We start from the raw sequence: 12,996 nt of genomic DNA on the forward strand, positions 1-12,996 counted from the left end.
CGGCAGACGCTACGGCACATCTCGGCTTCGGCGCGCTTCCGGATCGCCGCGCCCATCCGAACACGCCAACTTCGAGGGCGTAGGCGACGCGCGGCCCGCACGAGTGCAATCATGACACGGTGCACGTAGTGATCATGGGCTGTGGCCGCGTCGGCTCGACCCTGGCCAGGAGCCTCGAGGACCGTAACCACACGGTCTCGGTCATCGACCAGAACTCCGAGGCGTTCCGTCGGCTCGGACCGGGGTTCAACGGCGACAAGGTCGCCGGGATGGGCTTCGACCGCGAGGTCCTGCTCAAGGCCGGCATCAAGCGGGCCGAGGCGTTCGCGGCGGTCTCCAGCGGTGACAACTCCAACATCATCTCCGCCCGGGTGGCGCGCGAGGAGTTCGGCATCCAGCAGGTCGTGGCCCGCATCTACGACCCCGGCCGCGCCGAGGTCTACCAGCGCCTCGGAATCAGCACCGTGGCGACCGTGAAGTGGACCGCCGACCAGGTGCTCCGCCGGCTCCTCCCGGCCGGCGCCGAACCCGACTTCCGCGACATGTCGGGCAACATCCGCATCGACCAGGTCATCATGCCCGAGTCCTGGGTCGGCCAGCGGACCATCAAGTTCCAGCGCCAGTCCGGCAGCCGCATCGCCTGGATCGACCGGCTCGGCGAGGGTGTCCTCCCGGTCCTCGAGAGCGTGATCCAGGAGGGCGACGTGCTCCACATCGTCATGCGCGAGGAGAACACCGCGCAGGCGTACAAGACGATCAAGAACGGCCCCGAGGAAGACTGATGCGAGTAGCGATTGCGGGAGCCGGAGCCGTGGGAAGGTCCATCGCCAGTGAGCTGATCACCAACGGCCACGAGGTGCTCCTCATCGACAAGAACCCGGGCTCGATCAAGCCCGAGCGGGTCGCCGACGCGGAATGGCTGCTCGCCGACGCGTGCGAGCTCTCGTCGCTCGAGGAGGCCAGGCTCGACAACTGCGACGTGGTCATCGCCGCGACCGGTGACGACAAGGCCAACCTGGTCTGCTCGCTGCTGGCCAAGACCGAGTTCGGCGTGCCGCGCACCGTCGGCCGGGTCAACCACCCCAACAACGAGTGGCTCTTCACCGAGGCCTGGGGCGTCGACGTCAACGTCTCCACCCCGCGGATCATGTCCGCGCTGGTCGAGGAGGCCGTCACCGTCGGCGACCTGGTGCGGCTGTTCACCTTCCGGCAGGGCCAGGCCAACCTGGTCGAGATCACGCTGCCCGCCGACTCCCCCTACGTCGGCAAGCCGACCGGTCTGGTGCCGTTCCCGGAGAACTGTGCGCTGGTCACGCTGCTGCGTGACGGCCAGGTCTACGTACCCACCCCCGAGCAGCCTCTCGAGCAGGGCGACGAGCTCCTCTTCGTCGTGCCCACCGAGAAGGAGGACGAGCTCGAGCGTCTTCTCGCCCCCACGGGTCACGGCGGCTGACGCCGAGGACCTCGTACGCAGCACCCCTCGATCTCGGCAGGACAACAGTTGGCTCGCTCCCCCCTCCTCCAGACACTTCGTCCTGTCCGGGGAAGGCTGGTCGCCAGCCTCCTGCTGATGGTCGTCTCGACCGTCGCCGGCCTGGTGCCGCTGGTCGGGATCGTCGAGCTCGCCCGGATCCTGCTGCCCGCGGCGTCCGGGGCCGGGGTCGACGCGAGCCGTGCCTGGGTCGTGGTCTGGACGAGCGTGGCGGCGCTGCTGGTACGCCTGGCGACGGTGCTCGGCTCGTCGTGGCTCTCCCACGTCGCCGACCTCGACCTCTCCATCCACCTGCGCCGGCTGCTGGTCGCCCGGCTCGGCAGGGTGCCGCTGGCGTGGTTCACCGAACGCAACTCCGGCACCGTCAAGAAGGCCGTGCAGGACGACGTCGCCGCGCTGCACCACCTGGTCGCGCACTCGGTCATGGAGCTGACGGCGGCGATCACGCTGCCGGCCGTCGTGGCCTGCTATCTCTTCGTCGTCTCCCCGCCGCTCGCCCTGGTCACCCTGGTTCCGCTCGTGCTCGGGCTGGTCGGGTTCCGGATCTCGATGCGGGGTGCCGCGGCGCTCTACCGTGACTACGACGCCGGGCTGGCCGAGCTCGCCGCGGCGACGGTCGAGAACACCGGCGGGATCGCCGAGATCAAGACCTTCGGCGCGACTGGGCAGGCTCACCGGCGCCTGGCCGAGGTCGCCACCCGGTTCGGCGGCTTCAACCGGGCCTGGATGCGACACTCCGCCCTGGGGATGCTGCTGATGGAGCTCGCGCTGACGCCGGCGCTGACTCTGGTGCTCGTGCTCGGGGCCGGGGTCTGGATGCTTCGGGCCGGCCAGATCACCGGGCCCGACCTGGTTCCCTTCCTCGTCCTCGGCCTGGCCATGACCGCGCCGGTCACCGTCGCCGGCTACGCCGCCCGCGAGCTGCGCGAGGCGACCGAGGCGGCCCGGCGCATCCAGCGCCTGCTGGCCGAGCCCGAGCTTCCGGAGCCGGCCGCCCCGGGCCCAGCCCCAGACGCCGCTCGCGTCGAGCTCCAGCACGTCTCCTTCTCCTACTCCCCCGACGCGCGACCGGTGCTCCACGACATCGACCTGGTCCTCGAACCGGGCACGGTGACCGCACTCGTGGGCCACTCCGGCTCGGGCAAGTCGACCCTGGCCAAGCTGCTGCCCCGCTTCGCCGACCCCACCGCCGGCCGGATCACGATCGCCGGGGTGGACCTGCGCGAGATGACGAGCGCACAACTCTACGAGCAGGTCTCCTTCGTCTTCCAGGACACCGGGCTGCTGCGTACCTCGATCCGCGACAACATCCGGCTCGCTCATCCCGAGGCACCGGACGAGGAGGTACGCCGCGCGGCCGAGGCCGCGCAGATCGCGGGCCGCATCGACGAGCTCCCGCGAGGCTACGACTCGGTGGTCGGTGAGGACGGCCAGCTCTCCGGCGGCGAGCGGCAGCGGGTCGCGATCGCCCGCGCCCTGCTCTCCGACACCCCGATCCTCGTCCTCGACGAGGCCACCGCGGCTGCCGATCCCGAGTCGGAGGCGCTCGTCCAGCGGGCGCTGTCCCGCCTCGTCGCCGGACGTACGCTGCTGGTGATCGCGCATCGGCTCTCGACGGTCACCGCGGCCGACCAGATCGTGGTCCTCGACGAGGGCCGGGTCGCCGAGCTCGGCACCCACGAGGAGCTCCTCGCGCTGGGCGGGCGCTACGCGCGGCTCTGGGCCGCCGACCAGCGCGTCCACCCGGTGGACGGCTGGGCCGAGGAGGAGTCGGCATGATCACCATCGTCCGCCTCCTCGCCGACCTCCTCGATCCCGCTCATCGCCGCCAGCTCGCCCGGGTCGTGGCGATGTTCGTCACCACCGGCGTACTCCAGGGTCTGGCGTTCGCCTGTGTGGTGCCGGTCCTGGACGCCGCGCTGCGCCAGGACTGGGACGCGGCGACCACCTGGCTGGGCGTGCTCGCCGGCCTCTTCGTGGCCCATCACGTGGCGCTGACGGTGGGCAACCTGGACGGCTACGACCTGGCCTGCGACCTGCTCGACATCACCCTGGCCCGACTCGGCGACCGCACCGTGCGGCTGCCGCTGGGCTGGTACGACCAGGACCGCACCGGCCAGCTCTCCCGGTTGGCCTCCAAGGGTGCCACCGACATCGCCTCGGTGCCGGGCCATCTGCTCAGGCCGTTGATCGCCGCGGTGGTCAGCCCCGTCACCGTCGTCGTCGCGATGGCGTTCCTGGAGTGGCGCCTGGCGCTCGCGCTCCTCGTCGGAGTCGTCGCCGTGCTCGCCACCACCCGGCTCCTCGCGACGATCGTCGGCCGCGGCGAAGGCGCCTACGACGCCGCGATGGCGGAGGGCTCGGCGCGCGTGGTCGAGTTCGCGCTCAACCAGCCGGCGCTGCGTGTCTTCGGCCGCACCGTCCACGGCAACGAGCTGGTCGAGAACGCGCTGCGGGAGCAGAAGCGAGCGTCGCGACGGCTGCTGGTGACCGGGTTCGGTGGCCTGGGGATCCAGCTGCTCTCCATCCAGGCGCTGCTCACCCTGGTGATCGCGCTGGCCGTCCACCTCAGTCTCGGCGGCACCCTCGCCCCGGCCACGGCGATCGGTCTCCTCGTCCTCACGGTCCGGTTCGTGGAGTCGCTCATCGACTACGGCGAGCTCTCCAGCGCACTGCGGATCGCCGAGGGCTCGTTGCGACGTGTCCTCGATGTGCTCGCCCTCGAGCCGCTCCCCGAGCCGTCCGCGCCGGGCGAGCCGGCCGACAGCGGCATCGAGCTGCGCGACGTGGCCTTCTCCTACGACGGCACCGCCCGGGTCATCGACGAGGTCTCCCTCGCCGCGCCGCCGCGCTCGCTGACCGCCGTGGTCGGGCCCTCGGGCTCGGGCAAGAGCACCCTGCTGCGCCTGGTCGCCCGGTTCCACGACGTCACGTCGGGCTCGGTGATGCTCGGTGGGGTCGACGTACGCGATCTCGGCACCGAGGCGCTGATGCGGCGCGTCTCGATCGTCTTCCAGGACGTCTACCTCTTCGAGGGCACCCTTCGCGACAACGTGATGATGTCGCGGCCCGACGCCACCGAGGACGAGCTGCTGGAGGCCGCCCGGCTGGCCCGCGTCGACGACATCGTCGACCGTCTCCCCCACGGCTGGCAGACCCGGATCGGCGAGGCCGGCTCCACGCTCTCGGGCGGTGAGAAGCAGCGGGTCTCGATCGCCCGGGCGCTGCTGAAGGACGCCCCCGTCGTGCTCCTCGACGAGGCGACCGCCGCCCTCGACGCCGAGAACGAGGCCGCGGTCCAGGAGGCGCTCACCGCGCTCTCCGCCGACCGTACGGTCATCGTCATCGCCCATCGCCTCCAGACGGTCGTCGCCGCCGACCAGATCGTCGTCCTCGACGGCGGCCGGATCGTGGAGCGCGGGTCCCACGAGGAGCTCCTCGCCCACCGCGGCCGCTACCTCGACTTCTGGCGCGAACGTACGCAAGCAGAGGGCTGGCGGCTCCTCGAGGGCCCGCAGAGCCCGTAACCACGCGGAACACGCCGCGCGTGAACGTTGAAGATCCCCAGGTCTGGCCTACGCTGGCGACGAGCCGCAACTCGTCAACCTTTGCGGCTCGGATCAACGATTAAAGGAGATCGCATGAACCGCACCGACCTGGTGAGCGAAATCGCCAAGCAGGCCGAGATCACCCAGACGCAGGCTTCCGCCGCCCTGGGTGCCGCCATCGAGGCGATCAGCGCGGCCGTCGCCAACGGCGACAAGGTCACGCTGCCCGGCTTCGGTACGTTCGAGTCGCGCGAGCGCTCGGCTCGCACCGGCCGCAACCCGCAGACCGGCGCCGAGATCAACATCCCGGCCTCGAAGGGCCCGGCGTTCAAGGCCGGCTCCGCTTTCAAGGAGCGGGTCGCCAAGGGCTGAGTCCCTGGACACCTAAGAAGGGCCGGGTCGTCATGACCCGGCCCTTCCTTGATTTCCTGACTGTTCTCAGAGTGCGATCTCCCGGTCGGCGACCGCAGCCGACAGGTCGGTGTCGTGGGTGACCAGGAGCAGCGCGGCCCCGCTCTCGGCGATCTCGCTCATCAGCGCGTCCACGGTCTGCTCCTGGGTGACCAGGTCGAGCCGCGAGGTGGCCTCGTCGGCGAAGACGAGCGCAGGACGCGGCAGCATCGCCCGCACGACCGCGATCCGCTGCAGCTCACCACCGGAGACCTGCCCCGGCCGGCGGCGCAGGATCTCGTAGGGCAGGCCGAGCCGCTCCAGCGACGCCCGCACCTCCGCCTCCCCCACACCATGGCGCCGCATCACGTCGCCGAGCGCCTTCTCCAGGCTCACCTGCTGCGGGAACGACAGCGCCGGGTCCTGGTACAGCTTCTGCAGCCGTCCCCGGCCCACCCCTTCTCCGTACGTCACCGACCCCGCGTCGAGCCGGGTCAGCCCGAGCAGCGCATTGCCGAGCGTCGTCTTGCCCGCGCCGCTGGGCCCGGTGATCGCGACCCGCTCACCGGCCCTGATCTCGAGGTCGAGACCCTCGAAGACCGACCCATGGGCGTACGCCTTCGCGAGACCCGAGGCGCCGACCAGGAGCTCGCTCCCACCAGGCGCCTGCGAACGCATCCAGGGGTGGTCCCAGCGCGAGGGCTCGGCGGCCAGCAGGCGTCGGGTGTAGTCGCCGGTGGGCGTGGTCAGCACCTCCTCGGCCGGCCCGGACTCGACCACAGCCGCCTCGCGCATCACCATCACCTCTCCGCCGAGCCGGCGGGCCAGGCGTAGGTCGTGGGTGATGGTGAGCAACAGGCCACCCTCGTCGAGGTGGCTGAGCAGCAGATCGGCGAGCTGGTCGACCGACGCCCGGTCGAGGCCCTTGGACGGCTCGTCGAGGATCAGCAGCCTGGCACCGCCGATGGTCGCCGCGGCGTACGCGACCCGCTGGGCCATACCGCCCGAGAGGGTGTGCGGGTAGGCACCGCCCGCGTCAGCCAGCCCGACCTGGCCCAGCCGGTGATCAGCGGCCCGGGCCGCCGAGACGCTGCGTGGCGACCAGCCCGGTGCGCCCTCGGCGACCTGGGCGCGGACCCGCATCGTCGGGTCGAGCGCGAGCGCGGGCTCCTGCGGAAGCAGGGCGACCTCGCGACCCCAGAGCTTCCGCCGGCCGTCCCGGTCGGCGAGATCGAAGGACTCATCCCCGATCGTCAGCGACCCGATGGCTGCCAGCTCGGGCGGCAGCGTACCCATGAGCGCGTGGGCGAGGACCGACTTGCCCGAACCGCTCTCGCCGACGATCGAGAGCGCGCGCCCGGCCTCGATCCGCACCTCGGGTACGTCGGCGAGGACGAGCGATTCGGTGCGTACGACCACTCCGGTGGCTTTCAGGTTCATCGCCCCTCCTCCGGGGATCGCAGCCCGAGCAGGCAGACGGTGAGCAGGAAAAGGACGCCGACCGGGGCCAGCGGCATCCACGGCGCCGCGTCGTAGAACGGGAACGACTCGGTGATCATCAGGCCCAGCTCCGCGCGTGGCGGCTGGAGACCGACCTTGACGAAGCCGAGCGTCGACATCGCCAGGATCGAGGTGACCATGCCGAGCGAGGCCAGCGTCACGAGCAGCGGGCGCAGTGCCGGCCACAGATGGCGGCGGACGACGTGGGTCCAGCCGAGCTGTAGCAACCCGGCCGCCTCCACGGCGGGCGAGCCGAGCACCAGGGCGCTGCGTGCCCGCACCACCCGGAAGAACTCCACCCACTGCACCAGCGCGAGTCCCACGTAGAGCGCCACCATGCTCCCGGGTGCGGCGAGCGCCGAGACCAGCAGCACAACGAGCAGCGCCGGCACCGCCACGAAGGCCTCCGAGACCGAGCGCAGCAGCGCGTCGACCCAGCCACCGAACCAGGCCGAGGCGACCCCGGCGACGCAGCCGAGGACCAGCGCGGTCGCCACGCACACCAGCGCGAGCAGCAGCGAGACCCGGGTGGCGTGCGCTACCCGGGAGGCGACGCTACGCCCGTAGTCGTCGGTCCCGAGTGGATCCGACAGCGACGGCGGCTGCAGGTAGCGAGCCAGGTCCTGGCTCGCGGGGTCGGGCAGCACCAGCGGCCCGACCAGCGCGAACGCGGCGATCAGGACCAGCCCACCGACAGCGGCGACCCGGGTCCACGACCGCTGCGGCCGCGACCCGAGCGTCTGCTCCAGCATCAGCATGCTCATGCCGCCACCATCCGTCCCCGCGGCCGCGGGTCGAGCCAGGCGACGGCCAGGTCGACCAGCGTGTTGACCAGCACGATCAGCAGCGCCAGCACCAGCGCGGACGCCTGCAGCACCGGGATGTCACGCCAGAAGACGGCGTGGACCAGCGAGTGGCCCAGCCCGTCCCAGGCGAAGAGGCTCTCCACGACGACGACTCCTTCGATCAGCACGACGAACTGCACTCCGAGGTACGGCACCAGCACGACCGCGGCGTTCCGCACCACGTGCCTGACCAGCACCCACCTCTCGGCCAGCCCCTTGGTCTGGGCGAACTCCACGTACGCCGAGCCGCGGACCTCCACGACGGCGTCCCTGGTCACCCGCGCGATGAGCCCGGAGAGTCCGAGCCCCAGGGTCAGTGCGGGCAGCACGATGCTCCCGCCGCCGTGCCCGACCGCCGGGAAGAGCCCCAGCTGCGCCGAGAGCACGATCATCAGCAGCAGCCCCAGGAGGAACGGCGGCACGGCACGTACGCCGGCGACCCACAGCGAAGCGAACCGGTCGGCGATCACGCCCGGCCGGCGCGCGGCCACGACCCCGATCCCGGCACCCAGGACGACCGCGATGACGATCGCGAGCCCAGCGAGCTGCAGCGTGCCCGCCAGGTAGAACCCGACCTCCTCGAGCACCGGCTGGGAGGTGACCAGAGACCGGCCCAGGTCGAGCCGGAGGAGGTCGACCACCCACGCGCCGAGCTGCTGCCACAGCGGCTGGTCCAGTCCCAGCTCGTCGCGCACCTGGGCGGCCGCGGCCGCGTCGACCATGTCGTAGCCGTAGCGCCCCGCCGCGATCCGGTAGGCGATGTCCCCCGGCAACCGCTGGGTGATCACGAAGCAGAGCGCCGATACGCCGACCGCAACCGTGAGAGCCTGCGCCGCCCGCCGGACGAGCACGCCCCCGACGACCCGCGTCCTCACGACGCCAGCTCGACGTCGGTGATCCGCCAGGTGGTCTCGAGGGAGTCCAGGACGAACCCGTCGACCAGGTCGCTGACCGCGGCGTTCATCCGGTACCACGCGACCGGGACCAGCGGCAGCTGCTCCTGCGCCGCCCGCACGATCGTCTCGCGGTGCGCGGCGCCCTCGGCACCTTCGGCTCCCGTCGTCAGCGCGGCCACGGCCTCCGCGACGGCGGGGTCGCTCCAGCCCATGGCGCCCCAGTCGGACCCACCCTCGCCGAAGGTGTCGGCGACGGTCGGCAGCGGGTCGGTGACCAGCGCGAAGAACTGGGCGACGAGCGCCATCTGAAGAGTGCCGTCGGCGTGCTTGGCCGGGATCTCGCTGGAGTTGGAGACCTCGACGTCCACCTGCACGCCGACCTTGGCGAGCTCGGCCTGGATGGCGGTGGCCAGCGCCGGCAGCTCAGGCCGGTCGGGGTAGGTCAGCAGCTCGAGCCGCAGCGGATCGCCGTTCTTCGTGAGAGTGCCGTCGGCGCCGGCCTTCCAGCCCGCATCGGCCAGCAGCGCCTTGGCACCCTCGGTGTCGTAGCTCAGCGGCTCGAGGTCGGCGTCCCAGTCCTTCAGGGTCGGCGGCATCAGCTGGGTCGCCGCGAGCTCCTTCTCCCTCAGCACCGCCTCGGCGATCGCCTCCCGGTCCAGCGCCAGGCTGATCGCCTGCCGGACGCGTACGTCCTTCAGTGCCGGGTCACCGGCGTTCATCTTCATGTGGATCGTGCGAGGCTGCAGGGTCGAGGCCATGTCCACGCCGTCGGTCTTCTCGACCCGCTCGCGACCGGCCGGCTCGAGCCCGAAGACCACGTCGGCCTGGTCGCTGGTGGCCATCACCGCACGGGTCTCGGCGCGGCCGACGGCTTGGAAGGAGACCTTCTCGACGTCGGGCTCCTCGCCACGCCAGTCGGCGACACGTACGGTCTCGATGCGGGAGGGCATCTGGATCGTCTCGATCCGGTAGGGCCCGGTGCCGATGACGTCCTCGACCTTCCCCTCCTCGTCGTAGGCCGAGGGCGCCAGGATCGCGGTGCTGTAGTGGCTGAGCACCGCAGGCAGGGAGACGTACGAGTCGGCGAGCTCGATCACCACCGAGCCGCCCTCCGCGCGGATCGCCTCGACGCCGACGTCGGCCAGCGGGCTGGCAGCCTCGGCTTCGACCTTCTCGAGAACGGCGACGACGTTCTCGGCGGTCATCGGCTCGCCGTCGTGGAACTCGGCGTCCTCGACCAGGTCGAAGGTCCAGGTCCGGTTGTCGTCCTCGGCCGCCCACGACGTGGCCAGGCCGGGGGCGAGAGCGCCGTCGATGTCGGCGGTCACCAGGGTCTCGGTGACCTGGAGCCGGGTGAAGAAGTAGCCGTCCGCGGACGACTCGAGGCTGTGCAGCTCGAACGGTCCGGCGATGCGCAGCGTGTCGGTCGGGCTCGCGGATCGCGAGCCGCACGCGGTCGCCGCGAGGACGACGGCCGCGAGGACCGCGACACCTCGCAGGTGGGGGCGGATGTGCATGTTGCTGCCTTCCAGTCAGGTGACCCCGAACCCTAATGAGAATGATTACCATCTGCAACTTAGTTGGCGGAGGTCCAGCAGACAGACGTCGGCCCCGCAGCTCACAGAGCTACGGGGCCGACGTTCAGGGCGGACTGGACTCAGCCCTGACGTGCCTTGAGGCGCGGGTTGCGCTTGTTGATGACGAAGACCCGGCCGCGGCGGCGTACGACCTGGGAGCCGGGCTGGTTCTTCAGCGACCGGATGGAGTTGACGACCTTCATGGAGCTATCCCTTCGTGCTCGTGTAGGGCAGCAGCGCGACCTCACGGGCGTTCTTGATCGCCTTGGTCACCGCGCGCTGCTGCTGCGGGGTGAGTCCGGTGACGCGGCGCGCGCGGATCTTGCCGCGGTCGGAGATGAACGTACGCAGCAGCTGCACGTCCTTGTAGTCGACGTAGGTCACGTCCGGCGCCAACTGCGGCTTGCGCCGCTTGCGGACGGGAGACGGCGGTCGTTTGGGCATCAGTTCGGCTTCCTTTCAGCAGAGGCTCTCAGCGGAGCTTGGCGGGGTCGACGTAGCCGCGCTGGACCGCGCGGACCAGGCGACGAGGCACGTCGTGGCCCTGGCCGTCGACGGTCACCGGCACGAGTGCGACCGGGGTCGCCTTCCAGCTCGACCGGCGGTGGCGGGTGTTGCTGCGCGACATCTTGCGCTTGGGTACGGCCATGGCGGCCTCCTTCGGGGTGGTGGATGCGATTCAGGCGGCACGGCCGATGGGGCCGAGCCAGTCCTCGAGCCCGTCCCAGGACTCCTCCCAGATCTGGCCGCGCTGGGCGATCTCCTGGTCGGTGAGCAGGGCGCGCTCGAAGGCCCGTGGGATCTCGTCGGCCTCGTCGTCGATGCCGATCACGACGATCCGGGTGAGCCGCTCGGTGCGACCCCACTTCTGGGTCGAGCCCACGCTCGCCTGACCGCCAGCCCCGTCCCAGACGCAGATGTCGTCAGGGCGGGTCGGCACCCAGAAGCAGCCGCGCGAGCGGCGGGGGCCACCGCCGAGACGCTCCAACTCCTCCTGGAACCGGACCGGGTGGATCGGACGCTCCGAGCGCAGGTCGAGCCGCCAGGCGCCACCCTCGGGCAACGGCGGCAGCGCGTTGCGGCGTACCTCCGCGACCCACGCCTCGACCGCGTGGTGACGATGCACGCCGGCGACCAGGCCGGCGGCGTCCAGGAGCGAGGGGTCGGTCACCACCGGCGTACCCGGCCGGGCGAGCGTCGCGACCAGCGACTCCTCCTCGGGCTCGGGGGCCTCGGTGATGCTGACGACGTCGGCGTACTCGACGATCGCGCTGGCGACCTCGGCGACGCCGCGACGGTCGTCCTCGGAGGTGGCCAGCCCACGCTCGTCGAGGAGGTCGGGACCGAGCAGGTCCTCGGCGACGGTCGCACCCTCGAGCGCCGCGACGACAGCGGCGATCGAGATGTGCGGAGCCATCCGCGGAGCCCAGGCGAGCACCCGGCAGACCTGGATCGCCTCGGCGGCGACCGGCAGGCACGCCACGATGCTCCCCCAACGGCCCTGGGCCGCCAGGCGCTCGAGCGTCGGCACGATGTCCTCGCGGATCGCGCAGGCCACGCAGGCGTGGGCGAGGTTGATCTCCTCGTGCTCGATCACGCCGGTCAGGTCACTGACGACGCGGGTGAGGAGCTGTCGCTCGGGGTCGATGATGTGGCGCACCATGACCGCGTCGGGGAGGCCGAACTGGAGCGAGATGGTCGCCGAGAGCATCGCGCTCTCCGCGACCCCGCTCACCAGGATCACCGGCACCTTCGGGCGGGACAGATTGCGGGGAGACCGCGGCCGAGGCGTGGTCATCGGCCACGCCCGTAGCGGCGCTTGAACCTCTCGACCCGTCCCTCGGTGTCGACGACGCGGCCGCGTCCGGTCCAGAACGGGTGGCTGGCGCTGGAGACGTCGACGTCGACGACCGGGTAGGTCTCACCGTTCTCCCAGGTGACCCGCTCGTGGTCGTCGGCGAGACGCTCGAGGATCGTCGACTGCATCAGGAAGAGCTTGTCGGCCGAGCGGTCGCGGAAGACGACCGGCCCGGAGACGGGGTGGATGCCTTGCTTCATGGGGACCTCCCGCTGTAGTTAATGATAACGGTTCTCATTCTACACACAGGATCACAGCCCCACTCATATCGAGGCGAGACTCACCCCTCGGCGGTGTGGGTGTGCATGCGTACGCCGTCGCTGTTGAAGATGCTCAGCACCTGCGCCGGGCGCGACCCGGTCGCGAAGATCGCGTGCGGCACCCGGGTGTCGAACTCGGCCGCCTCACCGCGGGTCAGCACCAGGTCGCGGTCGCCCAGCAGCAGCCGCAGCTTGCCGGAGATGACGTAGAGCCACTCGTAGCCGTCGTGCACCCGCGGCTCCGGCACCTCGGTCACCGGCTCGTAGGTGATCTTGAAGGTGTTGACCGGCGACCCCTCCGGAGTCAGTGGCGCGATCTCCATGCCGTCACGGCGGATCACCGGCCGGCGCACCCGCGGATCCGGGACCGACGGCGTCACCAGGCTGTCGAGACCCACGCCGAGGTGACGGGTCAGCGGGATCAGCAGCTCCAGGCTCGCCTGCCGCTTGCCCGACTCGAGCCGGGACAGCGTGCTCGGAGACATCTCCGCCATCGCGGCCAGCTGGTCCAGGGTCCATCCCTTGCTGTGCCGGATCGCCCGGATCCGCGGGCCGACCTGCTTGAGCTCGTCGATCATGTGCTCCATCTCCCATTTGCCATTTCTGCAAGAAGCCTTGCCGTTCTGTCAT

At 71.0% G+C, this 12,996-nt stretch carries 15 protein-coding genes; 5 read left to right on the forward strand and 10 right to left on the reverse strand.

Features of this window, described 5'->3' with window-relative positions; all coding sequences use genetic code 11:
- Positions 1-119: 119 nt before the first annotated feature.
- The 5 genes from OG801_RS01185 to OG801_RS01205 all read left to right on the forward strand — a co-directional run bounded on the left by OG801_RS01185 (position 120) and on the right by OG801_RS01205 (position 5,412).
- Positions 120-782 (forward strand): TrkA family potassium uptake protein, encoded by a 663-nt coding sequence (locus OG801_RS01185; protein ID WP_355019522.1) that lies wholly within the window; start codon positions 120-122, stop codon positions 780-782.
- Positions 782-1,453 carry a TrkA family potassium uptake protein gene (locus tag OG801_RS01190; RefSeq protein WP_350720306.1) on the forward strand — a complete coding sequence of 224 codons (672 nt, stop codon included), beginning with the start codon at positions 782-784 and terminating at the stop codon, positions 1,451-1,453. Before OG801_RS01185 ends, OG801_RS01190 begins: the two co-directional genes overlap by 1 nt.
- 117 nt (positions 1,454-1,570) lie before the next feature.
- A complete protein-coding gene (locus tag OG801_RS01195; protein ID WP_406033039.1) occupies positions 1,571-3,271 on the forward strand; it encodes an ABC transporter ATP-binding protein in 1,701 nt (566 codons plus the stop codon).
- A complete protein-coding gene (locus OG801_RS01200) occupies positions 3,268-5,019 on the forward strand; it encodes an ABC transporter ATP-binding protein (protein ID WP_406033041.1) in 1,752 nt (583 codons plus the stop codon). The genes OG801_RS01195 and OG801_RS01200 overlap by 4 nt, the downstream gene beginning before the upstream one ends.
- Positions 5,020-5,133: 114 nt before the next feature.
- Entirely contained in the window at positions 5,134-5,412 is a 279-nt protein-coding gene (locus tag OG801_RS01205; RefSeq protein ID WP_350658695.1) for an HU family DNA-binding protein, read from the forward strand.
- Positions 5,413-5,478: 66 nt separating this feature from the next.
- Here the strand turns inward: OG801_RS01205 and OG801_RS01210 are convergent, their stop codons facing one another.
- The 10 genes from OG801_RS01210 to OG801_RS01255 all read right to left on the reverse strand — a co-directional run bounded on the left by OG801_RS01210 (position 5,479) and on the right by OG801_RS01255 (position 12,944).
- Positions 5,479-6,870 (reverse strand): ABC transporter ATP-binding protein, encoded by a 1,392-nt coding sequence (locus tag OG801_RS01210; protein ID WP_406033043.1) that lies wholly within the window; start codon positions 6,868-6,870, stop codon positions 5,479-5,481.
- Entirely contained in the window at positions 6,867-7,694 is an 828-nt protein-coding gene (locus OG801_RS01215; protein ID WP_355224850.1) for an ABC transporter permease, read from the reverse strand. The genes OG801_RS01210 and OG801_RS01215 overlap by 4 nt, the downstream gene beginning before the upstream one ends.
- The gene (locus OG801_RS01220) at positions 7,691-8,650 is read right to left on the reverse strand and encodes an ABC transporter permease (protein WP_406033045.1); all 960 of its coding nucleotides are present in this window, start codon (positions 8,648-8,650) and stop codon (positions 7,691-7,693) included. The genes OG801_RS01215 and OG801_RS01220 overlap by 4 nt, the downstream gene beginning before the upstream one ends.
- On the reverse strand, positions 8,647-10,188 hold the full coding sequence (locus tag OG801_RS01225) for an ABC transporter substrate-binding protein (RefSeq protein ID WP_406033046.1): 1,542 nt from the start codon (positions 10,186-10,188) through the stop codon (positions 8,647-8,649). The genes OG801_RS01220 and OG801_RS01225 overlap by 4 nt, the downstream gene beginning before the upstream one ends.
- Positions 10,189-10,328: 140 nt before the next feature.
- Complete coding sequence (ykgO, locus tag OG801_RS01230) at positions 10,329-10,451, reverse strand: type B 50S ribosomal protein L36 (protein ID WP_141780388.1); 123 nt, start codon at positions 10,449-10,451, stop codon at positions 10,329-10,331.
- A gap of 4 nt (positions 10,452-10,455) precedes the next feature.
- The gene (rpsR, locus tag OG801_RS01235; protein WP_406033048.1) at positions 10,456-10,692 is read right to left on the reverse strand and encodes a 30S ribosomal protein S18; all 237 of its coding nucleotides are present in this window, start codon (positions 10,690-10,692) and stop codon (positions 10,456-10,458) included.
- A 28-nt stretch (positions 10,693-10,720) separates the two neighbouring features.
- Complete coding sequence (gene rpmF / locus OG801_RS01240; protein ID WP_406033051.1) at positions 10,721-10,897, reverse strand: 50S ribosomal protein L32; 177 nt, start codon at positions 10,895-10,897, stop codon at positions 10,721-10,723.
- A gap of 30 nt (positions 10,898-10,927) precedes the next feature.
- Positions 10,928-12,046, reverse strand: coding sequence for a CobW family GTP-binding protein (locus OG801_RS01245; RefSeq protein ID WP_406033052.1), 1,119 nt, complete (start codon positions 12,044-12,046; stop codon positions 10,928-10,930).
- Entirely contained in the window at positions 12,043-12,306 is a 264-nt protein-coding gene (locus tag OG801_RS01250) for a type B 50S ribosomal protein L31 (RefSeq protein ID WP_355019532.1), read from the reverse strand. The genes OG801_RS01245 and OG801_RS01250 overlap by 4 nt, the downstream gene beginning before the upstream one ends.
- An 80-nt stretch (positions 12,307-12,386) precedes the next feature.
- Positions 12,387-12,944 carry an XRE family transcriptional regulator gene (locus OG801_RS01255; RefSeq protein WP_355224860.1) on the reverse strand — a complete coding sequence of 186 codons (558 nt, stop codon included), beginning with the start codon at positions 12,942-12,944 and terminating at the stop codon, positions 12,387-12,389.
- Between the last annotated feature and the right edge of the window lie 52 nt (positions 12,945-12,996).

The organism is Nocardioides sp. NBC_00163, from assembly GCF_045206295.1.
GTDB lineage: Bacteria > Actinomycetota > Actinomycetes > Propionibacteriales > Nocardioidaceae > Nocardioides.